The organism is Corallococcus sp. CA054B (genome assembly GCF_003611625.1).
In the GTDB taxonomy this organism is placed as follows: Bacteria; Myxococcota; Myxococcia; order Myxococcales; family Myxococcaceae; genus Corallococcus; species Corallococcus coralloides.
Genome location: NZ_RAVY01000104.1, coordinates 1 through 26603, shown reverse-complemented (window position 1 = coordinate 26603; position 26603 = coordinate 1). Strand labels below are relative to the sequence as shown.

17 protein-coding genes are annotated in these 26603 nt (G+C 69.1%); 12 read left to right on the top strand and 5 right to left on the bottom strand.

Features of this window, described 5'->3' with window-relative positions; translation table 11 throughout:
* Positions 1-4 precede the first annotated feature (4 nt).
* Both D7V80_RS23770 and D7V80_RS23765 read right to left on the bottom strand, forming a co-directional pair.
* Positions 5-958 (bottom strand): alpha/beta fold hydrolase, encoded by a 954-nt coding sequence (locus D7V80_RS23770; RefSeq protein ID WP_120590331.1) that lies wholly within the window; start codon positions 956-958, stop codon positions 5-7.
* A gap of 17 nt (positions 959-975) precedes the next feature.
* On the bottom strand, positions 976-1194 hold the full coding sequence (locus D7V80_RS23765) for an MbtH family NRPS accessory protein (RefSeq protein ID WP_233585662.1): 219 nt from the start codon (positions 1192-1194) through the stop codon (positions 976-978).
* 382 nt (positions 1195-1576) lie between these two features.
* On the opposite strand from D7V80_RS23765, the gene D7V80_RS23760 reads away from it, so the two are divergent.
* From D7V80_RS23760 to D7V80_RS23745, 4 genes are all read left to right on the top strand, one after another.
* Positions 1577-2284 carry a VOC family protein gene (locus D7V80_RS23760; protein ID WP_120590330.1) on the top strand — a complete coding sequence of 236 codons (708 nt, stop codon included), beginning with the start codon at positions 1577-1579 and terminating at the stop codon, positions 2282-2284.
* A gap of 57 nt (positions 2285-2341) precedes the next feature.
* Positions 2342-3136: an SAM-dependent methyltransferase gene (locus D7V80_RS23755; RefSeq protein ID WP_120590329.1), complete on the top strand. Its 795-nt coding sequence runs from the start codon at positions 2342-2344 to the stop codon at positions 3134-3136.
* Positions 3137-3220: 84 nt separating this feature from the next.
* A complete protein-coding gene (locus tag D7V80_RS23750; RefSeq protein WP_120590328.1) occupies positions 3221-4192 on the top strand; it encodes a diiron oxygenase in 972 nt (323 codons plus the stop codon).
* A gap of 91 nt (positions 4193-4283) precedes the next feature.
* Entirely contained in the window at positions 4284-6212 is a 1929-nt protein-coding gene (locus tag D7V80_RS23745; RefSeq protein ID WP_158616691.1) for a B12-binding domain-containing radical SAM protein, read from the top strand.
* Positions 6213-6277: 65 nt separating this feature from the next.
* On the opposite strand, the gene serC is transcribed toward D7V80_RS23745, so the two are convergent.
* On the bottom strand, positions 6278-7366 hold the full coding sequence (gene serC / locus D7V80_RS23740) for a 3-phosphoserine/phosphohydroxythreonine transaminase (RefSeq protein WP_120590326.1): 1089 nt from the start codon (positions 7364-7366) through the stop codon (positions 6278-6280).
* 148 nt (positions 7367-7514) lie between these two features.
* Here serC and D7V80_RS23735 point away from each other — a divergent pair, with 148 nt between their 5' ends.
* From D7V80_RS23735 to D7V80_RS23725, 3 genes are all read left to right on the top strand, one after another.
* A complete protein-coding gene (locus D7V80_RS23735; RefSeq protein ID WP_158616690.1) occupies positions 7515-8399 on the top strand; it encodes a sigma-70 family RNA polymerase sigma factor in 885 nt (294 codons plus the stop codon).
* 77 nt (positions 8400-8476) lie between these two features.
* A complete protein-coding gene (locus D7V80_RS23730; protein WP_120590324.1) occupies positions 8477-9439 on the top strand; it encodes an SMP-30/gluconolactonase/LRE family protein in 963 nt (320 codons plus the stop codon).
* 30 nt (positions 9440-9469) lie between these two features.
* Positions 9470-12202: a serine/threonine-protein kinase gene (locus D7V80_RS23725; protein WP_120590323.1), complete on the top strand. Its 2733-nt coding sequence runs from the start codon at positions 9470-9472 to the stop codon at positions 12200-12202.
* A gap of 72 nt (positions 12203-12274) precedes the next feature.
* Here the strand turns inward: D7V80_RS23725 and D7V80_RS23720 are convergent, their stop codons facing one another.
* The gene (locus D7V80_RS23720) at positions 12275-12859 is read right to left on the bottom strand and encodes a superoxide dismutase (protein WP_120590322.1); all 585 of its coding nucleotides are present in this window, start codon (positions 12857-12859) and stop codon (positions 12275-12277) included.
* A 47-nt stretch (positions 12860-12906) separates the two neighbouring features.
* Positions 12907-13407, bottom strand: coding sequence for a flavin reductase family protein (locus D7V80_RS23715; protein WP_120590321.1), 501 nt, complete (start codon positions 13405-13407; stop codon positions 12907-12909).
* Between the two features lie 146 nt (positions 13408-13553).
* Between D7V80_RS23715 and D7V80_RS23710 the strand changes: the two genes are divergently transcribed.
* The 5 genes from D7V80_RS23710 to D7V80_RS23690 form a co-directional block, all read left to right on the top strand.
* Positions 13554-15902 carry an AAA family ATPase gene (locus D7V80_RS23710; RefSeq protein ID WP_120590320.1) on the top strand — a complete coding sequence of 783 codons (2349 nt, stop codon included), beginning with the start codon at positions 13554-13556 and terminating at the stop codon, positions 15900-15902.
* A 32-nt stretch (positions 15903-15934) separates the two neighbouring features.
* A complete protein-coding gene (locus D7V80_RS23705) occupies positions 15935-24055 on the top strand; it encodes a hypothetical protein (RefSeq protein ID WP_147447198.1) in 8121 nt (2706 codons plus the stop codon).
* A 12-nt stretch (positions 24056-24067) separates the two neighbouring features.
* On the top strand, positions 24068-24595 hold the full coding sequence (locus D7V80_RS23700; protein WP_147447197.1) for a hypothetical protein: 528 nt from the start codon (positions 24068-24070) through the stop codon (positions 24593-24595).
* A 17-nt stretch (positions 24596-24612) separates the two neighbouring features.
* Positions 24613-25377 (top strand): hypothetical protein, encoded by a 765-nt coding sequence (locus D7V80_RS23695; RefSeq protein ID WP_120590318.1) that lies wholly within the window; start codon positions 24613-24615, stop codon positions 25375-25377.
* Positions 25377-26603 (top strand): hypothetical protein (locus D7V80_RS23690; RefSeq protein WP_147447196.1); only part of this gene is annotated, 1227 nt, incomplete at its 3' end. The genes D7V80_RS23695 and D7V80_RS23690, both read left to right, overlap by 1 nt.

The window sequence follows — 26603 nt, the reverse complement described above, 5'->3', positions numbered from 1 at the left end:
TCTCCTACCCGCCCATCGCCGCGGAAGGGGCGCGCTGTGATGCCCGGGCGTCCACGAAGCCAAGAACGTGCTCCGCCAGCGTGGCGGGCTCGTTGAAGACCTGCAGATGGCCGCCCTGTTCGAGCAGGCGAAGCTCAAGGGAGGGATGCCGCTTCGAGAGCTGGACCGACTCCGAGAAGTGGCTGTAGGTGTCGTCCCGGCAGTGGATGGCCAGCGTCGGGACCGCCTCCAGCGCGGGAGCGACGAACTCCCCGGCGACGCGCCTGTGGTCGTCGTACGCCTTCATGTACCTGGAGAAGACGTGCGTCAGCCGCGGGTCGGGCAGGTGGAGCATCGTCAGCTTCTCCGCCGCGTTCCGCGGCGTCGCTGGCACTCCGTTGTACTTGTTCAGGATCCTGCCGAGCTTCTCCGCGTGCGCCACGCCATGCTTCGCGATCTCCAGGTAGATGGGCAGCGCGCAGCGATCGAACTCGGACTTGACCAGCGAGTACCCCAGGCCCGCCGGTGCGATCCAGGACATGGTCCGCGGCTTGATGAGCCCATTCGCGGTGGCATGGACGGCCAGCTGCGCGGCCTGACACCAGCCGACGAAGTGGAACGACTCGATGCCCTCCTGCGCGAGGACCTCGGAGAAGTGCCGCGACTGGTCGGCGAGCTCGAAGTCCGTGTCGAGCACCGGGGTGGCCGGGTCCGGGCACGCCCTTGATTCCCAGATCAAGACGCGGAACCGCCGCGCGAGGAGCCGGCCGAGCCGCGCCACCGTCAGGAAGGTCATCCCATAGGGCGGCAGGAGAACCACCGGCTCCGCGTCCTTCTGGCCAAACGCATAGAGGGTGGACTGGCGTCCGTCGCCGCACCCGGCGGTGAGGTAGTGAACCTCCCCGAGCTCGGGTTCGACCATCACCGTCTCAATGCCTGCCAGGTAGGAGGGCTTCGCTCCCGCGGTTGCCGTGCTCATGGTGGGTGGACTCGCGATCAGCGGTCGTTACGCGCCAGGGCGTCCCGCAGTGATTTCGGCCGCATGTCCGTCCAGACCTCCTTGAGATAGGACTGACACGCTTCCTTGCTCCCCCTGGGGCCCACGCGCTTCCATCCTCCGGGGATCTCACGGTGCGCGAACCAGAGCGAGTACTGCTCCTCGCCATTGATCAAGACGATGTACTCGGCTTCGTCCCCGTTCACGCTCATCGTCATTCCTCTCCCCTCTTCGGAACTGCGCTTGGAGGCCAGACTCCGGCCGTCCGCGGAATCGCTTTCCGTCTGACCAAGACCCTTGAGGATGTCGGAGGGTCCCCCACTTTGTCCGCGATTACCCCTTAGGCGGATCTATCAGTTACTTGACCATGATTGACTCCCAAAGGTCAATATACAGTTCATACCGTAGGGCAATACCCGGCCGCGGCCCTGCTCCGTGGCGTCACGGAGAATTGACGTCCCCGTGACTGTCTGGGGACATGACGCAGGCGGACTCACGGTATGGGTTCCGCATCATGACTTTGCGATGGACATCCGACCTTCGCATCGGCAGATCCGTTCGCTGAGGCCAGTCTCCCCAGCGGTTGAGAGGTTACGTGGAATGAAGCGGTTCTTCCGGCTCCAGTTGCGCACCACCAACGTTCCCGCGGCACGCGATTTCTACACGGCGCTGCTTGGCGATGGCGCCGCCAATGCGGACATCGTGCCGCTTCCCGAGCAGGCGGCTGCCCGCGGCGCCCCCGCCCACTGGCTGGGCTACGTGGGCGTGGAGGATGTGGATCAGGCGGTGCGCGCGTTCGCGGAACGCGGGGCGGTGCAGCTGGGGCCGACCCACCCGACGCCCGACGGCGGACGGGTGGCGATCCTTCGTGATCCGGGCGGGGCCATCGTCGGCGTGGCGACGGCGCCTGCCTCGGCGAGAGCGCCGCAGCCGGAGGTTGCCTGGCAGCAGCTCTACGCGGCGAACGCGCAACAGGCGGCCACCACCTATTGTGACCTGTTCGGATGGCAGCTCACGGACCGCCGCGACCTTGGCGGCCTGGGCGTTCATCAGGAGTTCGCCTCGCGGTCTGGCGAGCCGAGCACGGGCTCGGTCGTGGACGTCGCGGGGCTCACGGGGGTTCATTCCCATTGGCTCTTCCACTTCCGCGTCGCCGCGCTCGCGCCCGCGCTGGAGGTCGTCCGCAAGGCAGGCGGGACCGTGATAGGTCCCATGGAGCTGCCCAACGGCGATCGCATCGCGGTCTGTGAGGATCCGCAGCGGGCGGCGTTCGCGCTGCGCGAAGGTGGCGGCCGCCAGGCGTTGTGAGGGTTCACAAGCCCCACCCTTGATTTGTGTTCACAGCGAGTGCTATCCACGACTGCAATGCAAGAAATTGGCGAGACGGCACTGTGGGTGGCAGGAATGCGCGCGCTCGAGACCGAGCGCTCCAATCCGCTGTTCCGGGATCCCTTCGCCCGCCGTCTTGCCGGTGACTCGCTGGTCGAGGAGTTGCGCCGCCGCAACGTGGGTGAGAATGCGATGCCGCCCGCCATCGAGGTGCGGACGCGCTGGCTGGATGATCAGATCAACCTGGGGTTGGGGCGTGGCATCCGGCAGATCGTCATCCTCGCCGCGGGAATGGATGCGCGCGCCTACCGTCTGGCCTGGCCCGGGGACACCCGGCTCTTCGAGCTGGACCACGGCGCGGTGCTCGAGGACAAGGAGGCCAAGCTGGCCGGCGTCGCGCCGAGGTGCCAACGGCATGCCGTAGCGGTGGACCTGGCCGAGGACTGGCCGGCGGCGCTGAGAGGCAGCGGCTTCACTCCCGAGGCGCCCACGCTGTGGCTCATCGAGGGGTTGCTCGTCTACCTCACCGAGGAGCAGGTCGCGCTGCTCATGGCCCGGGTCAACGACTTGAGCGCTCCGGAGAGCATCGCCCTGATCGACGTGGTGGGCCGGTCCATCCTGGACTCCTCACGCGTCAAGCTGATGCACAACCTGGCCCGCCAGTTCGGCACCGACGAGCCGGAGGCCCTGCTACAGCCGATTGGCTGGGCCCCCCACGTCTACACCACCGCTGCCATTGGCAAGCAGCTGGGGCGCTGGCCCTTCCCCGTGGCGCCGCGCGGCACCCCGGGCGTGCCCCAGGGGTATCTGGTGCATGGGGTCAAACGCTAAAGTACGGTTTTGCCTGATTTACAATATTGTACGGCCTGAGATAGACTATGGCCGCGGGGCTGGGACCTGGGGAGGACCCTGTTGATGGCTGAGAGGCCGAGCGCGATTTCTCCGAGGGATTACAAGACCAAGGAGCTGGTCTGGAATTCCCTCGCCGCCACCCGCAGCAAGCCGCGGCGTGTCCTGCCAGAGGGTGACGTGGTCGGCCACCTGTATCCTCCGGCCAAGGCGGCGCTGCTCACCCACCCGCTGATGAAGAGCCTGCCGCCGGAAAAGCTGCGGCTGTTCTTCATCCACTCCGCCTACAAGTTCATGGGTGACATCGCCCTCTTCGAGACGGAGACCGTCAACGCGGTGGCGATGAAGATCTCCAATGGGCATACGCCCATCCCCTTCCCTGACGACATCCGCCACGACGCGCTGACCATCATCATCGATGAGGCCTACCACGCCTACGTGGCGCGCGACTTCATGCGGCAGATAGAGCAGCGCACGGGCGTCAAGCCGCTGCCCCTGGGGACGGAGACGGACCTGTCCAGGTCCATGGACTTTGGCAAGCAGCGGCTGCCCGAGTCGCTGCATGGGCTCTGGGAGATCATCGCCGTCTGCCTGGGGGAGAACACGCTCACGAAGGATCTGCTGAACCTGACGGCCGAGAAGACCTTCAACGAGGTGCTGCACCTGGTGATGGAGGACCACGTGCGCGACGAGGGCCGCCACGCGGTCCTCTTCATGAACGTGCTCAAGCTGGTGTGGAGCGAGATGGACGAGAGCGCACGGCTCGCCATTGGCCAGGTGCTGCCCGGGTTCATCCACGAGTACCTCAACCCGAAGGCGCTGGCGCAATACGAGCGCGTGGTGCTGGAGCAACTCGCGCTTCCGGCGGAGCACATCGAGCGGATCCTCTCCGAGACGTATGTGGAGCCGGCCCTGGAGGACTTCCGGGCGCGGTATCCGCTCTCCGGTTACCTGGTCTTTGTCCTGATGCAGTGCGACGTCCTGGCGCACGCGCCGACGCGCGAAGCGTTCCGCCGCTTCAAGCTGCTCCCCCAGTAGGTCTGGGAGGCAGCCGGGGGGAGCTGTCAGCCAGCCTGGCTGCCGTCACGTTGACGCTGTCCCATCACAACCAACGCGCAATATGGGTGCCATGGTCAACCAACGGGTCGCTTTCATTGAACTGACGGTCTTCGCTGGCGTGTATCCGTTGGCCTCTGGCTACATGCGTGGCGTGGCCGAGCAGAACGCCGCCATCAAGGATGCGTGCAGCTTCGAGATCCACTCCATCTGCATCAACGACAACCGGTTCGAGGACCGGCTCAACGCCATTGATGCCGACGTCTACGCGATCTCCTGTTACGTGTGGAACATGGGGTTCGTGAAGCGGTGGCTCCCCACGCTCACCGCCCGGAAGCCCCATGCGCACGTCATCCTGGGCGGTCCGCAGGTGATGAACCACGGGGCGCGGTACCTGGACCCGGGCAACGAGCGGGTGGTGCTCTGCAACGGTGAAGGTGAGTACACCTTCGCGAACTACCTGGCGGAGATCTGCTCCCCCGAGCCCGACCTTGGCAAGGTCAAGGGGCTCACCTTCTACCGGAACGGAGAGCTGATCACGAGCGCGCCCCAGGAGCGCATCCAGGACCTGAACGCCATTCCGTCTCCGTACCTGGAGGGCTACTTCGACAGCGAGAAGTACGTCTGGGCGCCCATCGAGACGAACCGCGGTTGCCCCTACCAGTGCACCTATTGCTTCTGGGGTGCGGCGACCAACTCACGCGTGTTCAAGACGGACATGGACCGGGTGAAGGCGGAGATCACCTGGCTCAGCCAGCGCCGGGCGTTCTACATCTTCATCACCGACGCGAACTTCGGCATGTTGACCCGCGACATCGAGATCGCGCAGCACATCGCCGAGTGCAAGCGGAAGTACGGCTACCCGCTCACCGTGTGGTTGAGCGCGGCGAAGAACTCTCCGGACCGGGTCACGCAGATCACGCGGATCCTGAGCCAGGAGGGTTTGATCTCCACCCAGCCCGTCTCGCTCCAGACGATGGACGCGAACACGCTGAAGAGCGTGAAGCGCGGCAACATCAAGGAGAGCGCCTACCTGAACCTCCAGGAGGAGCTGCGCCGCAGCAAGCTCTCCTCGTTCGTGGAGATGATCTGGCCGCTGCCCGGCGAGACGCTGGAGACGTTCAAGGAGGGCATCGGGAAGCTCTGCAGCTATGAGGCCGACGCGATCCTCATCCACCACCTCCTGCTCATCAACAACGTCCCGATGAACGCCCAGCGCGAGGAGTTCAATCTGGAGGTGTCGAATGACGAGGACCCGAACAGCGAGGCCCAGGTCGTCGTCGCGACGAGGGACGTCACCCGCGAGGAATACAAGGAGGGCGTGCGCTTCGGGTACCACCTCACGAGCCTCTACAGCCTGCGTGCGCTCCAGTTCGTCGGGAAGTACCTGGACAAGCAGGGGCTGCTGGCCTTCAAGGACCTGATCTCCTCGTTCTCTGATTACTGCAAGCGGTTCCCCGACCATCCCTACACGCAGTACATCAGCAGCATCATCGACGGGAGCAGCCAGTCGAAGTTCAGCGCCAACGGCGGCATCTTCCACGTCACCCTGCACGAGTTCCGCAGGGAGTTCGATCAGCTGCTCGCCGGGTTCCTGCAGTCGCTGGGCATGATGCACACCGAGCCGCTGGAGTTCCTGTTCGACCTGGACCTCCTCAACCGCCCGCACGTGTACAGCAACACGCCCGTCACCAACGGCGATGGGCTGCTGAAGCACGTGACGGTGGTGGCGAAGGAGAAGGACGCGCTCGTCGTGCACATCCCGGAGAAGTACGTACAGCTCGCGTGGGAGATGCTCCGGCTGGACGGCGCCCCCAGCACGCGCATGCGCGTGAAGTACCGCGGGGCGCAGATGCCGTTCATGGCGAACAAGCCGTACGAGGACAACCTCTCCTACTGCGAGGCGAAGCTCCACAAGATGGGGAGCATCCTCCCGGTCTGGGAGCCGGCGGTTCCGTCCATTGCCCCCGTCCGGCGCCCCCAGGTGGCCGTGGCGAGCTGAAGCGCCGCCGGCCCTGCCCGTGCCCGGCCGCCACCTTCCGGTGCGGCTCGGGCACGCGGCGGGCGCTACCCGTTGCGCTTCGCGAAGTCGTCCATGAAGGAGACCAGCGTCTTCACGTGGTCCACGGTCACCGCGTTGTACAGGGACACGCGGATGCCGCCCGTGATGCGGTGGCCCTTCAGGCCCACCATGCCGGCCCTGGCACCTTCGGCCACGAAGGCCTCTTCCAGCTTTTCGTCCGGCAGGCGGAACACGACGTTCATGTACGAGCGCGACGCCTTCTCCACCGGGGCCCGGTAGAAGCCCGCGTTGCGGTCGATGGCGGCGTAGAGCAGCTCGCCCTTCTCGCGGTTCCAGGCCTCCACCTGCTTCAAGCCGCCCACGCCCTTGATCCACGCCAGCACGTTGCGGCAGAGGTAGATGGAGAAGGTGGGGGGCGTGTTGTAGAGCGAGTTGTTCTCCGCGTAGGTCGTGTAGCGGAAGATCTTCGGGATGTCCTTGCGGCCCTTCGCCATGAAGGACTTCTCCACCAGCACCAGGACGATGCCTGACGGCCCGATGTTCTTCTGGGCCCCCGCGTAGATGAGCGCGAAGCGGCTCACGTCGATGGGCTTCCACAGGATGTCGGAGCTCATGTCCGCCACCAGCGGCACCTGCCCCACTTCCGGGAACGCGTGCCATTGCGTCCCGAAGAGCGTGTTGTTGCTCGTCATGTGGACGTAGGCGGCCTTTGGATCCAGCTGGAGCTCGGCCTGGGTGGGGATTCGCGTGAAGCGCTTGTCCTTGTCCACCGTGTTCGCGGCGATGCGCGGCGTGCCGTAGTAGCGCGCCTCGTCCACCGCCTTCTCGCTCCAGCCGCCCGTCACCACGTAGTCCGCCGAGCCGCCCTGGGGCAGGAAGTTCATGGGCACCTGCGCGAACTGCTGCGAGGCGCCGCCCTGGAGGAAGAGGATCTCGTGGGTGTCCGGGACGGCCAGCAGCTCCTTCACGAGGGCGAGGCTCTCGTTGTGGACGGCCTCGAACGCCTTGCCCCGGTGGCTGTGCTCGATGATCGACATCCCCGTGCCCTGGAAGTCGAGCAGCTCGTCCCGGGCCCGCTCCAGCGCTGCCGTGGGGAGGCCGGCCGGGCCGGGATTGAAGTTGATGACGCGCATGGCGGTGTCCTCTGGGAAGTGAAGCGCGCTGGCATTCTCGCCGGAGGAACTCCGGGGGTCACGAGCAACGTGGGCTCGGGCGGCCGGTGGCCTTCGTCCGCCCGGTAGGGGTGGTAGCGTCCCAGACGTGTCCCCTGCTCCCACTCCTTTGGCCTCCGCCTTTCTCGCGGCCCCTGGCCGCGCGCCTGCTTCGCTTCCGGAGCCCCCGCGCCTGGAGGAACTGCTCCGTGCGTCGCTCGACCGCGCCCGGTCGCGCTGGCCTGGAGTGGAGCTGGAGCCGCTCGCCTTCGTGGCGTTCGTCGCGGAGCGGCTGACGTCTCCGGCAGCGCTCCTGGAGGCGCTCGAAGGGGCCTCGCCTGCCTTCTCGGAGCTGTACCTGGCCTCCGGGTGCCTGCGGCACGACCGCGCCGCGCTCCAGTTCTTCGAGGACGGCTACCTCCGCGACGTCGGCGCGTTCGTGTCCGGCGTGGACCGCTCGCCCGCGTTCGTGGCGGAGGTGCGGCAGGCGCTCCGGGAGAAGCTGCTCACCGCGGCCGCCGGCGGTGAGCCGAAGCTTTCTGAGTTCACCGGCGGCGGCGCGCTGGGCGGCTGGGTGCGGGTGGCGGCGCTGCGCATCGCGCTCAACCTGAAGCGCTCCGAGGCCCGGGCCGACGCCGCCGCGCAGGACTCCGTCGAGTCCGCCTTCGGCGAGCAGCTAGGGCCGGAGCTCGAGCACCTGCGCTCGCGGTACCGCGAGGCCTTCACGGAGTCCGTGCGCACGGCGCTGGGGGAGCTGTCCGACCGGGACCGCACGCTGATGCGCCTGTACCACGTGGAAGCGCTGTCCCTGGACGCCATCGCGGCCCTCTACCGCGTCCACATGTCCACCGTGTCGCGGTGGCTCAGCCGTGCGCGGGAGCAGGTGGCGGAGACCACGACGCGGCGGCTCTGCGAGCGCCTGGGGGTGGGCGCGTCCTCGGTGGACAGCATCGCGGCGCTGGTCGTGAGCCAGGTGGACCTCAGCCTGACGCGGCTGCTCGGTCCGGGGGGCTGAACTTTCGCTGCAAGGTTTTTCCCGGCCGGTGTCAGGGCGTCGAAAGGCCCCTTCCGGGCCTCACCGAGGAAAGCCTCATGCGCGTCCGTTCCTGGCTGTCCGTCGTCACCCTCGCCGCCACCGTCTCCGCCTGCGAGCCGTTCCCCGAAGACACCCGCTCCGTCCCGACGGAGGCGCAGTGGCCCGGCGAGGACTTCTATCCGGAGGGCATCGCCGCCGCGAAGGACGGCACGCTCTACGCGGGCAGCCTGGGCACGGGCGCCATTGCTCGCGTGAGGCCGGGCGCGCTGGGGGCCGAGGTCTTCGTCCCGGGCCGCCCCGCCTTTGGCATCTACGGGCTCGCGGTGGATGAAGCCCACGACACGCTCTGGGCCTGCACCTACGACGACCTGCTCCCACCCGCGCAGCCCGCGCACCTGGCCGCGTATGCGCTCTCCACGGGCGCGCTGAAGGCCAGCCATCCCATGCCCGGGGAGAGTGGCTTCTGCAACGACGTGACCGTCGACGCGGCGGGCAACGTGTATGCGACGGACTCGTTCGCGAACATCATCGTCCGGCTGGCGGTGGGTGGGACGGCGCTGACGACGTGGGCTTCGGATGAGGCCTTCGCCCCTTCCGAGGAGGGCGCGTTCACGCTCAACGGCATCGCCTACGACGGTGCGGGCCGGCTCTACGTGGTGAAGAGCGACACGGGCACGCTGTTCGCCATCGACATCCAGCCGGATGGGAGCGCGGCGGCTCCCGTGAGCATTCCGGTGAGCCCGGCCCTGGAGACGCCGGATGGCCTGGAGTGGGTGGATTCGCGGCGGCTGCTCGTCGTGGAGAACACTGCCGGTCAGGCCTCCATCGTGACGCTTGGTGAAGACTCGGGCGTGAAGGAGGTGCTCGCCAATGGGTTCGGGGAGCCGACCGCCGCCGCGCTCACCGAGGACGGCGCGTGGGTGCTGGAGTCGCAGATGGGGTACCTCTTCGGCGTGCCCGGGACTCCGACCCTGCCCTTCCGCGCGTACCGGGTCGCGGTCCCCCCACTTCTGCCCTGAGCGCGAACGCTCCTAGAGTCGCATCCCACCATGTCGGGATGTCCCTCCGAGGAAACGATTCTCGCCTTCGTGGAGGACCGCCTGCCGCACGAGCAGCGCGCCCTCGCCGAGGCGCACCTGTCCCGCTGTGACTCCTGCGGGTCGCTGCTCGCGGCCGTCGCGGCGACGTGGCACGCGGAGGGCCGGTTCGCGGAAGCGGCGCCTCCGCCCCGCTCGTTCGCGCCTGGGGAGCAGGTGGGGCCGTACGTCATCGTGGACCATGCGGGCAGTGGCGCGATGGGGGACGTGTACCGGGCTCGCGATGGGCGGCTGGGACGGGACGTGGCCTTGAAGGTGCTCCCGGTCCGCTTCGCCCGGGATCCGGAGCGCCTGGCCCGCTTCCAGCTGGAGGCTCGCGCGGTGGGCGCGCTGTCCCATCCCCACCTGCTCACCCTGTTCGACGTGGGGACCCAGGAGGACGTGCCGTACCTCGTCACCGAGTGGCTGGAGGGGGTCACCCTGCGGGCTCGGCTGATGCGTGGGCCGATGCCACCGGAGCAGGCGGTGCGGCTGGGCATCCAGTTGTCACAGGGGCTCGCGGCCGCGCACGCGCGTGGCGTCATCCACCGCGACCTCAAGCCCGCGAACATCTTCCTGTGCTCGAACGGCAGCGCGCGGGTCCTCGACTTCGGGCTGGCCCGGCTCACCGAGCGCATCGAGGACGCCTCGCTCACCCAGAGTGGCGCGGTGGTGGGCACCGCCGGGTACATGGCTCCGGAGCAGATCCGCGGGCAGGGCGTGGATGCTCGCGCGGATGTGTTCTCGCTCGGCGCGGTGCTCTACGAGGCCGTGAGCGGCCATGCTCCCTTTGGCGGTGACAGCCCGGTGGAGCGGATGAGCGCCGCGCTCCGCGATGTGCCTCCCGTGCTGCCGGGGGAATTGGGGACGGTGATTGCTCGCTGTCTGGCGAAGGACCCCGGCGAACGGTTCCAGTCCGCGCAGGACCTGGCCTTCGCCCTGGAGTCCATCGCGGCTCGCGGTGCGCCCCTGGCCGCGCGGCGCCGGGTGCTCCCACGCCCTGCCCTGCTGGCGGGGGCGGCGGTCGTGCTGCTGTCCGTCGCCGGTGGCTTCCTCGCGTTCGGACCCAGGTCGGCGACTCCGGCGGTGCCGACGGCGCAGTCATCGAGCCCGACGTACCGCCCCGTCACGTTCCGCCGGGGCCACGTGCTCAACGCCCGGTTCTCCGCGGACGGACACACGTTGCTCTATGGCGCGGCGTGGGAGGGAGGACCCGCGCAGCTCTACAGCGCGCGCACGGAGCGTCCGCTGTCACAGCCGCTGGGGCAGCACGCGGATGTGCTCGCCGCGTCTTCGAAGGGGGATCTGGCGGTGCTGCTCGAGCCCCGGTTCTTCGACGCCGACCACGGCAGCGGGACGCTGGGCTTGATGCCACTCGCGGGCGGCGCGCCCCGGGCCGTGCTGGATGGCGTGTTGGAGGCGGACTGGGGGCGTGCGGATGGACCGCTCGCGGTGGTGCGCCGCGTGGGCGAGAACTTCCGGCTGGAGCAGCCCCCCGGCACGGTGCGCTTCGAATCCCAGGGATGGATCAGCCACGCACGCGTCTCCCCCGACGGGGCGCGGATTGCCTTCCTGTTCCATGAGCACCCCAAGGACGACCGGGGCGGGGTCTGGGTGCTGGAGAAGGACGGTCCGCCCCGCGAGCTCTCCTCGGACTGGGCGAGCATCCGGGGGCTGGCGTGGGCTCCCGATGGACGCGAGGTGTGGTTCACCGCCTCCCGGACGGGCGCGGACTCCGAGCTGTTCGCGGTCGACCTGCACGGCACCACGCGGCCGGTGGATCGGATCGCCGGGCGGATGGTGCTGCATGACATCTCCCGGGACGGCTCCGTCCTGGTGGATCACCCGGTGATCCGCACGGGCCTGGCGTTCGGGCACGCGGGCGCGGAGAAGGACCTGACGTGGTCGGACTCGTCGTTCATGACGGACATGTCCCGCGACGGCCGGACCTTCCTCTTCGCCGAGGGCGCGGAGGTGGAGGGTCCCACCTACGGCGCCTATCTGCGCACCACCGATGGCGCCCCACCCATCCGCCTGGGCGACGGCATCCCCATGGCGCTGTCTCCAGACGGCAAGCAGGTGCTGACGGTGCGCTACGGCGAGCGGATGGAGTTCCTGCTGCTGCCCACGGGCGCCGGCGAGCCCCGGTCGCTGTCGATTGCGCCCGTCACCGCGGTGCTCTCCGCGCGCTGGTTCCCGGATGGGAAGCGGTTGCTCCTGCGCGCGCACGAAGAGGGACGTCCCGCGCGACTCTGGGTCTTCGAACCCGGCGCCGGAGCCCCCAGGCCCATCACGGCGGAAGGCACGGGCTTCTACACGGCCATCTCACCCGATGGCCTCCGCCTCGCGACCGTGGACGCGGAGGGAAGCCTCCGCCTGTTCTCCCAGACGGGTGAGGCGCTGGGCACCGTCCCCGGCCGCTTCACGGATCACTGGGTGGTGGGCTGGGACGCGAGCGGAACGGCGCTCTACGTGCGAAGCGTCTCGCTTCCGGTGCGCGTCTCCAGGGTCGACGTGAAGACCGGCGTGAGCACGCCGCACCTGACCGTCCCAGCGGGGGGCGTCATGCCGGGCCTCATCTCCGTGATGACGATGGCGATCTCCGAGGACGGACGGTCCTACGCCTACAGCTACAACGAGGCGCTCTCGCGGCTGTTCCTGGTGGAGGGACTGGCGCAAGCCCGGTCCGCCCCGGAGCACCCCTGAATGCATCCGAGAACCGCGCCGCTCCGGACCGTGCCGAGCCGGGCCGCGCGGTTCCCGTGACTTCACTTCACATCAGGCGTTCTTCAGGTTCTCGTTCACGAAGTCCCAGTTCACGAGGCTGTTGAGGAAGGTCTCGATGAACTTGGGGCGCAGGTTGCGGTAGTCGATGTAGTAGGCGTGCTCCCAGACGTCGATGGTGAGCAGGGCCTTCTTGCCGTGCTTCATCGGCAGGTCCGCGTTGGCCGTCTTCATGATGGCCAGCTTGTTGCCGTCCTTCACCAGCCAGGCCCAGCCGGAGCCGAACTGCGTGATGGCGGCCTCGGTGAACTGCTTCTTGAACTCGTCGTAGGAGCCGAAGTCGCGGTCGATGGCGGCCGCGATGTCACCCGTCGGCTTGCCACCGCCGGCCGGCTTCATGCAGTTCCAGAAGAAGGTGTGGTTCCACACCTGGGCCGCGTTGTTGAACACGGCGCCGTCGCTGCCGAGGATGACGTCCTCCAGCGACTTGGTGGCCTCGGGCTTGCCGGCGGTCAGCTCGTTGAGCTTGTTGACGTAGGTCGCGTGGTGCTTGTCGTGGTGGTACTCCAGCGTCTCCTGGCTCATGTGAGGGGCCAGCGCGTCCTTCTTGTAGGGAAGCTCGGGCAGCGTGAAGGGCATTGGGGTGCGTCCTTTCCGGGTTCAGTGAGGTTTCAGCTACGCGTTCGCTACTTCGGGGCGGGCCCTGGCTCCGGGTGCGCTGTCAGCGCGCGATACGCCCGGTTCCAGTAGAGCAACGGTTCTCCATCTACTCCCCGCTGGATGCGCTCCACACGGCCCACCAGCAACAGGTGATCGCCGTAACGGTGCACATCCAACAGAGCGCACGCCAGACCCACCAGGCTGTCCTGCACGAAGGCGCCTTCGTCGAACATCCGGCCTTCGGCCTCCCCCGTCGCGCAGCGGACCGACACGTCGCGTTGGATGGTGGACAGCACGCTCACACTGAAGCGGCGGGCGGCCTCCACCCGCGGAAGCGTGCGGGAGGACTGCTGTAGCGCCAGGACGATGAGCGGAGGCGTCAGGGAGAGGGAGCTGAAGGAGCTGACCGTCGTCGCCGCGATCCCGTCCGCGTCACGGACGGAGACCACCGCCACCCCGCTCGCCCACCGGGACATCGCCTCCCGGAAGTCCAGGGCCGACACCCCTTCAGTACCACTCTGAGTCATGTGCCGGTCTCTACCACCCGCCCCGCCACCCGGTCAGCAGTTCCTCCAATCCATTGGCGGAATACCAACGCAGTGGCACCTGCCCCGCGGGCCCGTCCATGGCCGGATCCACCCGCCCTCCGTATGCTGGCCGGCTGGAGGCGCCCATGGATCCGTTGTGGGGGGAGACGCTGAGGCGTCTGGATGCGCTGCTCGTCCAGGTGTGTGACCTGGAGGAGGCCCGCGCGTCGAAGCTCCGGGGGGAACAGGAAGCGGGCTGGGATGCCGTGCGCACCACCGTGCGCCCCTCCACCGCAGAGCTCGCCTTCAGCTCCGCGCTCGCGGAGACGCCGCTCCTGGGGGCTTCGCCGCCCCTCCCCTTCGCTCGGCTGCGGGCCTCGCTTCGCGTGGACACCGTTGAGGAGGAGGCGCTGCTGCTCCTGCTCGCGACGTGGCTGGAGCCCCGGTACTCGCGCCTGTTCGCCGTGCTCCAGGACGAGACCGCGCAGGGCTGGAACGTGGAGCGGTTGCTGCTCACCGTCCTGGGACGCACGCCTGCTCGCGCGCAGCGCTTGCTGGCGTCACTGACGGACAGCGGGCTCCTGGTGGGCGGGGGTCTGGTGCAGACGGGGGCCGGCGCTTTTCCTCCCATGCTCCGGCCCGTGGACCTGGCCCCAGAGGTCCGCGAGGCCCTGCTGGAGCTGCCCCGCCCCTCCGTGCTGGGGGAGCTGTCCTTGGAGTGGCATGGACCGGAGGTGCTGCCTTCCTCCTCGCTCGGGACGTTCGCCGTCGTGCATGGCGAGGGCGAACGGCTAGGTGTGGCGCTGGGACTCGCTGACGAAGCCGGGGTGCCGCTGGTCGTCGCCCGGTGGGCGGGGGCTCCGGAGCCGGTTCCCATGGCCCGGGCCCTGTGGCGTCTGGCGTCCGTGCGCGGCGCCCTGCTGGCCGTGGACCTGTCCGGTGCCGAGCGGGGGCTGGCACTCTCCGTCACCGAGACGCTGTCCGGACTGTGCCAACGGTTTGGCGGGCGGGCCCTGGTGCTCGCGGACTCCGCGCAGCCTGTCGCTGTACCGCACCACGAAGCTCCCGCCCCGGGCTTCGTCCAGCGGCGGGCCCTGTGGGTGGAGGAGGCCCGGACCCGGGGACTGCCATTGACGGAGGCGGACGCGGGACGGCTGGCGTCTGGCTTTCGGGGCGGGCTTCAGGAGATCCGCCGCGTGTTCGACTCGGCTCCGGGCGGTGACGCGGAGGCGCTTCGTGCGGCTGCCTCGCGGCTCGTCCAGGTGCCTTTGCGCCATGGCTACCGCCTGGAGACGTCGCGGACGTTCGCGGATCTCGTGGTGCGGGACACCACTCGCGCGGCGTTGGAGCGGCTGCTGTTCTACGTGGCGCAGCGCGACCGCGTGGCCGAGGAGCGGGGCCTGTCTCGCCGCTTCCGGCTGCACACCGGCCCGGTGGCGCTGTTCTCCGGACGCTCCGGCACCGGCAAGACCCTGGCCGCGGAGGTCATCGCCCATGCGGTGGGCCGGCCGCTGTACGTCATCGACCTGTCCCGGCTCGTCAGCAAGTACGTGGGCGAGACGGAGAAGAACATCGACGAGGTGCTGTCCCACGGCGAGCGCTCCGGCGCCGTGCTGTTCTTCGACGAGGCGGACTCGCTGTTCTCCTCGCGCACGGAGGTCAGCAACGCCAATGACCGCTTCGCCAACCTGGAGGTCGGCTTCCTCCTCCAGCGCATCGAACGTCACGACGGGCTGATCATCCTCGCCACCAACCTGCAGACGGCCATCGATGAAGCGTTCCTGCGCCGCTTCCACGCGCGCATCGAGTTCCCCTTCCCCGAGGTCGAGGAGCGCCGCCGCATCTGGGAGCTGATGCTTCCGGAGGGCGTGCCTCGCTCGGGGACGCTCGACCTGGCGGGCCTGGCGCAGCGGCACCGGCTGGCGGGCGGCGACATCCGCAACGCCGCGCTCAAGGCCATCTTCCTTGCTGAACAGGCCGGTGCTCCGCTGGCCCAGGAGCACCTGGAGCGCGCCGTCGCGCTGGAGCTGTATGAGCTGGGCCGGCTCTCCCGGCGTCCGGAGGCGGACGCTCCCTCGGATGCGGGCACACGCCTGCGGCGCGTGGCGGAGGTGTTCCAGGAGGCACTGGACTCGCAGCTCAGACAACACTTCCTCAAGGAGGTCCACATCCTCCACGGCTCTCCCACCCGGGAAGCGCTCGCGGGGAAGCGGCCCGCGGTGTCGCTCGCGCTCTACCGGTTGGCGGTCGCGCAGAACGGTGCGCTGCGGCTGGGGCTCATCGTCTCCGCGTGGTCCCACCGCGCGGAGGAGGAACACGAGCTGCTCGGGGTGCTGCACGGGCTGCTTTCGCGTGGACTCCCGCACGAGCTGGATGGTCGCAAGCTCACACCTCGCGTCCAGGAGAGTTATGACTTCGACCTGCTCCACCGTTTCTGGAGCAGTCATGGACATCCCATCCGGGCCTCGCTGGTCCTCGATGTGGAGATGACCTAGCGTCCCTCGCACTGATGGTGCGGGGGGGGACCGTGCGCATCCGTGACCAGGGCCCGAAGGCCTCCGCCAAGGCCATGCTCCGGAAGAGCTCCGGGCGCACTCCCTCGTCCTCCGCGGCCCTTCCCTGGGCTCCGGGCGTCGTTCCCCGGGGCCCCTCTTCGTCCAATCCCGCACGTGAGCTGGCGGCACGGCTCGCGTCACTGAAGGGCGCGGCCCCTGCCCTCCATGGGCCCGTGCTTCGCGATGCCGCGCGCGACCTGGAGCGCCGATGGAGCGACCCGGCGTGGCGGACGCTGGGCGGTCCGCGCTCGCATCTCTTCGAGCCTTGTCCGGTCCACCCACCGGAGGTCGCGCTGCTCTCCACGCCCGGCGCCGTCGAGGCGGAGCTGGGCATCCATGGGCTCTCGCCCCAGCCGAACACCGGGCTCGCGCAGCCGGCGGGCGCGTCCCAACCCGCGACCCTCGCGCAGCAGGAGGAGGATGCTCGACGGCGTGATGCGGCGCGCATGGCAGTCCTGCCCGTGGGCTCCGCTGAACAGCTCGGAGACACCGCCGCGCGGCTCGCCGAGGCCCGTGCCTCAGACCTTGAACCCCCGACGGTCACCGAGGAGTCGGAAGCGGCGGGGCTGGGTGGCAGCACTTCCCCCGGTGCCATTGCAGCGACCACCGTCGATGCGCCCAGCGCGGGCGGCGAGCTGGCGACGCCGGATCAAGCTCCCGCGCCTGCATCCATCCCCACGGGGACGGCTCCCGGCGGCATGGACGACGCCGCGCGCATCGACACGCTGGTGACCGAGCTGTCGAGCCAGAGCAATGTCCACATCCTCGTCCGTCAGGCTCCCCCTGGCACAGGGCCCCAGGAGCCTCCTTCCATCCAGACGGATGCCATGGTCGACGCGGGCCCCAAGGTGCCCGGGCCTCCGGCCGCCATGGACTGGCAGAAGGAGCTGGCCGCGGCCCATGCGCAGGGCGTCCAGGGCATCCAGCACGGGCTCGAAACCGCTCCGGATCCAACGGGTGCCGTCGCGGCGGTGGAGCCCCCTGCCCGCCTTCCCGCTCCGCCTCCTGCTCCGGCAGCACCTGTCGCGGCAGGGCCCATCCCCGCTGCGCCAGCGATGGGCACGGAGGCGGATCCGGTCGCCGCATGGAAGGGCCGCATCGCCAGCAGCACGGCTCGGGTCCCGGAGCCCAAGCTTCCACCTGCGCCCCGCTACACGTTCAAGATCACCCAGGCCGCCGTGGACCCCAACGCGGTCCGCGCCGCGCGCCTCAAGCAACTGGAGGACGAAGGCAAGAAGGCCATCACCCCGGCGAAGCAGCCCAAGGACCTTCCGGCCATCCCGGACGATCCCACCGGCAAGGCGTCCTCGCTGGTGGATGCGAAGTGCGAGCGGAAGCTGGAGGTCACGGAGGCCAGGCTCCCCGACCTGCAGAAGAGCCCGCTGGGCCACGTGCCGGAGATTGGCGCGCAGCTCATGCGCGACGACGGCGGGCACACGCTCATCAAGGGCCCGCTCGGCGACATCGTCTACAAGCCCGGCGGCCCCAAGCCCACCGACCCGGAGAAGCTCAAGGACTGGACGCGCCTCCAGAAGAAGATCACCGCCGCCGCGGACAAGCAGAAGAAGGCGAAGGTCCAACCCAAGGAACCCGCGAAGGGCATCACCGTCCTCGAACAGGCCGCCCCCGCGCCCATCAACGTCCCCGACTTCGCTCGCGTGGACATTGGCGACGTGCTGGCGCGGCTGCTCGCCGCTCCGGACAAGTACGCGGACGCCTCCGTCCAGAAGGCCCGCGAGGCCTATGTCCCGGGCGGCCTGGATGCGTCCTGGGGCACGGCGCTCATCGCCGCGGAGCGCCCCATCTTCGCCGCGGAGCTCCAGCGCGTCGCGGACGCCGCGCAGATCCAGAAGAAGGACCTGGACGCGAAGGTGGAGGCCCGCCGCAAGCAACTGGTGGACTCGCACGCCGCCACCACCGGCTCGCTCAGCAAGGCCCACGAGGAGGCGAAGAAGAGCCTGGAGGAGGGCGGCAAGTCCTTCGCTGATTCCCTGTCGCGCATGCGCGCCTCGATCGACGCGCAGTCAGAGGCCAAGGCCGCCGCCATCAAGGGCGGCGTCGACCTGACCGAGGCCCGGCGCAAGCGCGACGCGCTCATCGCGGCCGTCGACACCAAGGTGAGCAACTGGGTCGTCCGGTACGACCAGAACGGCAAGCGCTTCAAGGAAGCCTTCGCGAAGGCCTCGACCGACCAGATGCACGCCTACGAGCTGGCCGCGCTCCAGGACGAGTGGGAACTCAAGAAGGACGCCGGCGATGATCCGGTGAAGCTCAAGGCCGCCACGGAGGCGTACCGCCCCACCAAGAAGTGGCTGGACGACCGCCGCAAGGAGATTGGCGCGGTCGTCTCGAAGGCGAAGCGCGACATCGACCAGAGCGTGGAGCGCTACCAGAAGGAGCTGCGCGACGCCGGCAAGGAGGCCCGGGAGGTCATCCACGACTGGCACGCGAAGCAGATCGGCTACGAGCGCGGCTTCTGGGACCGGCTGCTCGGGTGGATCATCGACTGGCTGGAGGCCGCCCACGACGAGAGCCGCGCGTGGGAGGCCGCTCGCGCGGCGGAGAACAAGACGTCGTTGGATCAGAACATGCTGTTCCTCGCGGAGGTGCGCCTGCGCCAGGGCGAGGAGCTGGACGCGGAGGCCATCAAGGGCAACAACGCCCTCAGCGAGGAGCAGAAGGCCATCCTGCTCTCCTACTACGGCAAGGGTGGCAAGGACGCGGTGCAGGCGCTCGCGGAGGGCCTGGCCGTGCGCATCTCCGGGCAGCGGCGCAAGCCGCTGATGGAGGCCCTGGAGCAGGAGCTGCTCGCGTCCACCGACCTGGAGCGGCTGAAGGTCGTCGTCGACCAGCAGGAGCCCCTCTTCAGCAACCGCGCACGCAACATCTCCCTCAAGGTCTGGGAGGGCGTGGACCAGTGGGGCACGGACGAGAAGAAGATCTTCGACGCGCTCGCCAACCTCAACCCGCTGCAGGGCCACTACATCGAGGTCCTCTACCAGCAGGAGCACGACGAGAACCTGCGCGAGCGGCTCAAGAGCGAGCTGGACGATTTCTTCAGCACCACCACGCACGACTGGGACAAGGCCGAAGCGCTGCTCTCCGGCAACGCCGCCAAGGCCGCCGCCGTCGAGCTGAACGACGCCATGGAGGGCACCTTCCTCGGGACCGGCTGGGGCACGGACGAGGACGCCATCTTCGCCCTGCTTCGCGGCAAGACGCCGGAGCAGATCGAAGTCATCAAGAAGGCCTACCAGCAGAAGTACGGCAAGGACCTCGTCGCCCAGATGGACGACGAGCTGCGCAGCGGCGCGCTCAAGACGCACGACGTGGACGAGATGCACGCCCTGGTGGAGGGCCGCACCGAGGACGCGCGCGCCATCGAGATGGACCGCGCCATGCGCGGCGGGTGGTTCTTTGGCCTGGGCACCGACCGCAAGGCCATGGAGGGCGTCTACGACCGCATCCGCAAGGAGACGGAGGCAGACGCGCAGCAGTACGGCTGGGACACCAAGACGTTCCGCGCGGAGCTGCTCAAGCGCAACCAGGCCATCGACGCGTCGTACGAGAAGCAATACGGCCCGGATTGGACCGAGCGCACCGCGGGCGAGAGCGCGCTCAGCGCCGCGTTCCACGATGAGATGAAGGGCGAGGACCTCAAGCTCATCGAGGGCCTGCGCGACGACAAGGGGCTCCAGGTGGATGCCGCGCGCATCCGCATCGAGCACACCAGCGTCTTCTACGCGGACGACAAGGTCATCCGCGATGCCATGTCCGCGCAGGGCAAGCGGCAGATCGCCGACGCGCGCCGCGACGGCTACCTGGACATCCAGGAGCGGCTGGACATCGAGCGCGCGCTGGACGAGGCGAAGGTCAAACCCGCCAGCGAAGGCCCGCTCACCGAGGAGGACCGCCGCAAGGGCCGCATCAGCGAGCTGGAGTTCCTGGAGAAGTGGAGCCCGGAGAAGGTCCAGGCCCGCATCTCGAAGGAACGCAAGGAGGTGGACGTCAAGGCGAAGGCCCAGGCCCAGGCCGACGCCCCGGCGAACATGAAGGCGCTGGCGGCCGAGTACGACAGCGCCTACGTGGAGGGCACGCACCTTCAGGCGACCTTCGAGCAGGCCGTCCTGATGGACACGTCCGGCGCGGACCGGGAGGCCGTCGCGGCGCTCCTGGAGAAGGGCTACCTCACCGACGCCGAGATCGTGCAGTACGCCGTGCAGGGCGTGGGCACGGACGAGGACGCGCTCAAGGAGGTCTTCGCCGGGAAGACGAAGGCGGAGATCCAGGCCATGGCCGAGGAGTGGGCCAAGGACCACCCCGCCGACCCTGGCGACACGCGCACGCCCTTCGAGCGCTTCCGTGATCGCATCGACGAGGAGCTGGGCGGGCGCGAAGAGTTCGACATCATGGACATGGTGGACTACGGCGAGCCCGTCACGCCCCGGGAGAAGGCGGACCGGGCCTGGCGCCGGGTGCACTTCGAGGCGCGCTCCACCAACAGCATGGCGTCGTCGGAGTACCAGCTGCTGCTGGACCAGGCGTCCGCGCTCGACGCCGAGGTGAGCGCGCTGGAGCTGCACGAGCGGATGCGCCCCAAGCCCGGGGACAAGGACTACACCGTCGACGGGCTGCGCAAGTGGCAGGACGACTGGGAGAAGAAGTCCGAGCGCGTGCAGCGCCAGGGGGACTACGCCGATGAGGCGGTGCAGATGCACCGCGAGCAGGTGGACTTCATCACCGACCGGCTGGTGACCATCCTCTCCGTGGTGGTGATGGCGGTGGTGGTCATCATCGGCGTCATCGTCAGCATCTTCTTCCCGCCCGCGGGCGCGGGGTTCTGGGCCGCATTCGGCGCGTTCATGGCCAGCACGCCGGTGCTGGTGGGCACGGCGGTGGCGACAGCCGCGGTGACGATGCTCACCAAGGCCGCCATGAAGGGCAGCGCCTACGGCTGGGAGGAGGCGGCCGTCGACGCGGGCGTGGGCGCGGTGGATGCACTCACCGCCGTGGCCACCGCCGGCATGGGCACGAAGCTGCTCAAGCTGGGGTTCCTGGCGCGCATGGCGGAGGAAGGCGGCGTGGTGGCGCGGATGACGGCGCACGGCCTGGCCCAGGGCGCGGAAGGCCTGGCGCAGTCCGTGCCCTCCGCGTTCCTGGGCAACGTCCTCAACGACGAGAACTACAAGGGCGGCAACGCGCTCTTCAACGTGCTGGCCGGCACCGCGATGCAGGCGGCGCCGGGCGCGGTGATGGCTGGAGGCCTGGGCGCGCTGGGCGGCATCTCCAAGCCCCACGTGCCGCCGCGCACCCAGGACCTGCTCCACTTCCGGGGCACGCCCAAGGAGAGGCTCACCCTCTTCAAGAAGTGGAAGGCGGAGAACCCCGCCGGGAACATGAAGGAGTTCCTGCGCGAGTTCGACGACGGCCTGCTCAAGCAGATGTCGGGCGACTTCGACCGCAAGCAGCTCCAGCGCGCCATGCGCAAGGAGCTGCTGGAGCACATCCCGCCCGCGCAGCGAAAGGCGTTCGCGAACACGCCCATCGAGCTGCTCTCCGAGGGAGACTTCGAGTCGCTCACCGGCAGCAAGTCCGCGCAGGCCGTCACCATGTTCCGGCGCGGCAAGCCCACCATCCTCGTCAAGGCGGGCGCGGACCTGTCGGAGCTGGGCGAGGAGGGCCTGCACCTGCTCCAGCGCCACGACAAGGCGACGCGCGAGCTGGTGAAGTCGCTGGACGAAACGGCGCTGCGGCACTGGGACAAGCTGCCCATCGAGAAGCAGTTCGAGCTCTACCGCAAGAAGCTGCGCCTGGAGATATCCGCCCAGGAATCGCTGCTCACATCGCTGGAGGGCAAGCGCGGCGTGACCCTGGAGCCCGCGGAGGCGACCCGCCGCATCCGGCAGGGAAAGAAGACGCTGGAGAACCTGCGCCAGCGGCTGAAGGAGGTGGATGCCTTCACTCCGGTGGAGATGGCGGAGTTCGGCCAGGGCGTGCGCCAGAAGCCGCAGTACCTGAATGAGCCCCCACGGCTGTTCACCAAGAAGGAACCGCCCGGGACTCCGCCGGCTCCGGAGGGAAAGCCACCGGAGGTGGAGAAGCCCAAGCAGCTGGAGATGGAGTTCACCGCGCCGAAGCCGGCGAAGCCGCCGGGGCCGGAGGTGCCGACGCCCCAGCAAATGGAGCTGTTCGCCGCGCCGAAGCCGCCGGAGGTGGTGGTCCCGGAGACGAAGCCACCCACGGTGGAGGCTCCCAAGCCTCCTGGCGAACCCGAAGTGCCCAAGGGGGACCTGGCCGAGGGCGACTGGCCCCAGACCGCTCACGTTCACGAGAGCGCGGACGTGGGCCCGTACTCCCTCCGGCGGCCCGACCTGGAGGATCCGAAGATCGGCTCGATGGAGCGCAAGCCGCTGACGGAGGCGCAACTCCAGCGCACCACGCAGGAGTTGGAGGAAGGAGAGTCGCTGGCCCAGGTGGGGCCGGCCTGGGAGGAGCTGAAGTTCAGCAAGAAGCGCCGCGTGTACGAGAAGCGCTATTACCGCCTGGTCGAGAAGACCCAGGCGAACGGCGAGAAGATCCTCATCGAGGAGATCCACTCCGCCCGCTCGGGAAACCGCTGGGAGAAACGCGGCGACTTCATCCGCAGGGAGGGCGACGAGCTGGAGAAGGTCGCCTCCCTGAGGATGACCGAGGAGAACCTGGGCGACCGGCTGGGGCCTGGCAAGGAGTTCCAGCGCGTCACCTTCAAGCCCAAGGGCGAGCAGGGCAGCGGCTTCGACGAGCTGCTGTTCCAGTTCGATGACGGCGTCAATCCCACGAAGGCGGACCTCCACATCATGGAGGTCAAGGGTGGCAAGGAAGAGCCTCGCTTCCGCAGGTTCACCTCAACCGGCGGGACCCTGCCTCGCAACTTCGAGCTGCTGCGCGAGGCGCTGGACGATCCCAACTGGACGCGCGCCCACCAGCTGGGCCCGGCGCACGTCGCGGCGATCAAGACCGCCCTGGATGAGTGGCGGGTGAGAATCGAGCTGCGCGTCGGGCCCAAGACGAAGATGCCTTCCAGCACCCTGGCCACGCGCGTCGAGCGGGTGGCCGGCGCCTGGCGCGAGCTGGATCTGCTCACCCGGAAGCTGCCGGAGGGCGCGGTGGAGGACCTGGCGCGCGTCCAACAGCTCCAGGCGGACCTGAAGGCGGCCCTCAAGTCGAATGACCTCGGCGTCGCGGATCAGGCGCTCAAGCGGGTGGAGGAAGCCGTGAACGGCGCCGAACCCGGCACCGGCCTCTTCGCGAAGCACGGCATCCAACAGGAGGGCCGGCCGCCCCTGGTGCGCGGGCTGAACCCCGACGACGTCGCGGGCACCATCGTCCGCATCGACGAGAAGTTCATGCCTCCCGCACCCGTCAAGGCGGCCTCGGTGGAGGACGTGGTCGACTCGGTGACGGGGCTGGACGAAACCAAGCGGGTCCGCACGCTCGTGGGGGGCTCGGTGCTGGGATGGGGGGGCTTCGACATCACCGAGTCCCAGCTGTGGCAGTCGCGGAAGTTCCAGCCCTTCGAGCGCGCGCAGCTGCGCGACATCCGCGACCGGCTCGTGCAGATTCCCGAGCTGGACCCCAAGCGCTTCACCGGGCTGTCGCCCATCGACAAGGAGCTGGCGCTGCGCGAGGCGGTGGAGGCCACCATGGAGGCGCTGGGCATCCCGAAGTCACGGCGGCCGGACGTCCTCTTCAAGCGCCTGCCGTATGACTATGGCTACATGAGCTGGAACTTCCAGAAGCTCAAGGGCGGGCGGCTGAAACCGTACCGGAAGCGGGGCCGGCTGGTCCTCGCGAGGGGGCTGACGGTGGGCGAAGCGGTGGGCACCATCGTCCACGAGAGCCGGCACTACTATCAGGCCTATCAGGCGTATCAGCTGTCGCTGGGGCGCAAATCCGCGCATCCGCTCGCGGCACTGTGGGAAGGCAACCTTCCCGGCGCCGGCGGCGCGTACCACTCGAGCGGGCCGGGCTACTATTCACAACCCATCGAGGTGGACGCGGAGACCTTTGGCCGCCGTCTCATCGATCTGCTCCCGGGGCGATGGCCCCCATGAGGTCAAGACGCCATGCGTGGTCCTCCATCCAGGACAGTCACCTGCTACATGTGCGGTTCGAAGTTCACCGTGCATCACAAGCTGGTGGTCACGAAGCGCGACACGGAGGTGGTGCCGGACCCGAACGCGTGCCCGTACTGCGACACGCCCCTCAAGACCATTGGCGAGCTGGGCGAGGGCGAGGCCAAGGGACTGGTGCTGCTCGCGGCGGGCTTCCCGGATGAGGTCAAGGCGTACGGGAAGCTGGAGGACTACCTGGAGGAGTTCACGCTGACGGAGAAGGACATCGACACGCTGGTGGAGGTGGCGCAGGGGTTGGACTTCGCCGCGTGGGCCGAGGACAACGCGCAGCGGCTGGCTCGGCGCAAGAACCCGCGCGTGCAGGCGGTGTCGCGCGTCCTGCCCAAGCTCCAGGCACAGATGCAGAACGGTGAGCTTCCCGGGCGATTGCGGCAGGCCGCGGAGCACGTCAAGGATGTGTACCGCAAGCGCAGGGAGCGCCACCTCGCGATCTTCGAGAAGCGGCAGAAGCAGCAATGACGGGCGATGGAGGACGCATGGCGGAGCAACCGGTCAACATCCCCAGCACCTGGAGCGCGCTCTTCTCCGGGGGCCGTGAGTGCGCGAACGCGAAGGAGACGCTGAGGCTCCTGACGCCTTCCGCGTTGAAGAACGTGAACGTCCCCGCGCGGGAGGCGGGGCCCCTGAGCAACACGCTCAGCATGGCACTGGTGCTGTGCGAGCCCTCGGAGGGCCGGGCGGTGGCGGAGCCCCTGTCGCGGCTGGCCGGACCCGCGCTCCAGCAGGTCGCGAGGGACTTCGACTCCCTGCGGCCCGCGCAGGTCATCAACGTGGTGTCGTTCGTGAACGCGCAGGAGTGCGCGGGCGTGCTGGAGGGGCTGCTGGCGAGCACGCCCGTGGAGGCGTGGCTGGAGGCGCTGATGAAGGTGCGCCGGACGCTGCACGAGGACCTGGCGTACCGGTGTGGACTGGTGGCGCTGGCGCTGGGGCCGCCGGAGCTGGCGGCGCGGTTCGTGGGCGGCGGTGCGCTGACGGAGGACTTCACGCCGGGGCAGACGTTCGGGTTCAACGTCCAGGGCTTCGTGCGCTACCTGGCGACGGCCCGGCTGCGGAAGGCCCCGGCCCAGGAGGTGCGCCCGGCGTGGGAGGCGTTCGTGGAGGCATTTCCCCTGAAGGCGGCGGCGGGCACGCTGGAGTGGAAGGACCTCTTCTGGGCGGCGCGCGCGTACCTCGCGGGCCTGGAGGGGCGGCCGGTGGCGCGGGTGGGTGAGTCCCTGCATGCGCGAGTGAAACCCGTCTGATGCGCTCCCCTGCCCTCGTCGCTTTGCCGGAGGTTTCGTTCGAGGCGATGGACCGGGTGCTGGAGGCGATGGGCTGGTTCCTCCAGTCCGAAAGCCAGACGCCTCCGCTCATCCCTGGCGAGCCGGAGCTGGCGGTGTACGTGAAGCGCGCGACGGACTCGGCGCTCCATTACACGTTCAACCCGGTGCTCCGGCTGCGGGTGCTCGAGTTCTCCGGACCTGACGCCGTGGGGGAATGGGCGGCCGTGCGCAAGGCGGTGCCGGTGCTGGAGGCCCCGGCGCTCGCGGCGCTGCTGACGTCGTCGGAGACACGAGAGGTCCTGCTGGGGCTTCTGGCCACGGAGGCGCTGCGCGAGCGGGCGTCAATGGAGCGCGTGGCGGCGCTGCGCTTCCATCCGGAGTTCAGCGTGTCGCGGACCGCGGAGCGCGTGCTGGCGTCGCTGGTGCCGGATGGGACGGAGGAGGCGTTCGCGCGGCTGAAGGCGGAGAAGGAGGCGCATCCGGACCGCTCGGTGCTGTTCGCGCACCTGCCGGGGGAGGAGCAGCGGCGGCAGGTGTTGCGCTGGCTCATCCATGATCAGGCGGCGTCGAATCCGGACGTCGACGCGGTGCTGCGCTCCGCGCTGGTGGACGCCGACGCGGAGGTGCGGGTGACGGCGGTCATGGCGGCGGCCCGGCTCCAGGCGCGGGAGGTGCTGCCGGCGCTGCGCGCGGCTCGGATGCCCACGTCGACGCGGGAGGGCGCGGACCCGAGGGACCGGCAGTTCTATTCGAACCTGCGGGACCTGGTGGCCCAGGTGCTGGCGGGCAGGCCGCTGCCTCCGGAGGGTTCACCGAAGCGTGAGCGGATGGCTCCGTTGCTGCGCGCGTTGTCGGGTCCCGCGGACGTGCGGGACGATCCCACGCTGCTGCTGCATGCGCTCACGACCCCGGTGGATCCCGGGCCGCGTCCGGTGGGACTGCCCGAAGCGCTGGTGGAACGGGAGGGCACGTACCGGCTGCGCCGCTCTGGGTTGGAGGCGCGCTGGGTGCCTCCGGTGGAGCACTGGCTGGGGACGGGGCCGACGCTGCGGCGGGTGAAGTCACCGGGGTTCTTCGTCGCTCGGGTGCCCGTGAGCCGGGCCGCGGCGGCCTGGGCGATGGCGGCGTCGCAGGGGCCGGTGGGGATGGCGGGGGCGGATGCGGAGGAGCCGTTGCCGTGCACTCGCGTGGGGGCGGAAGCGCTG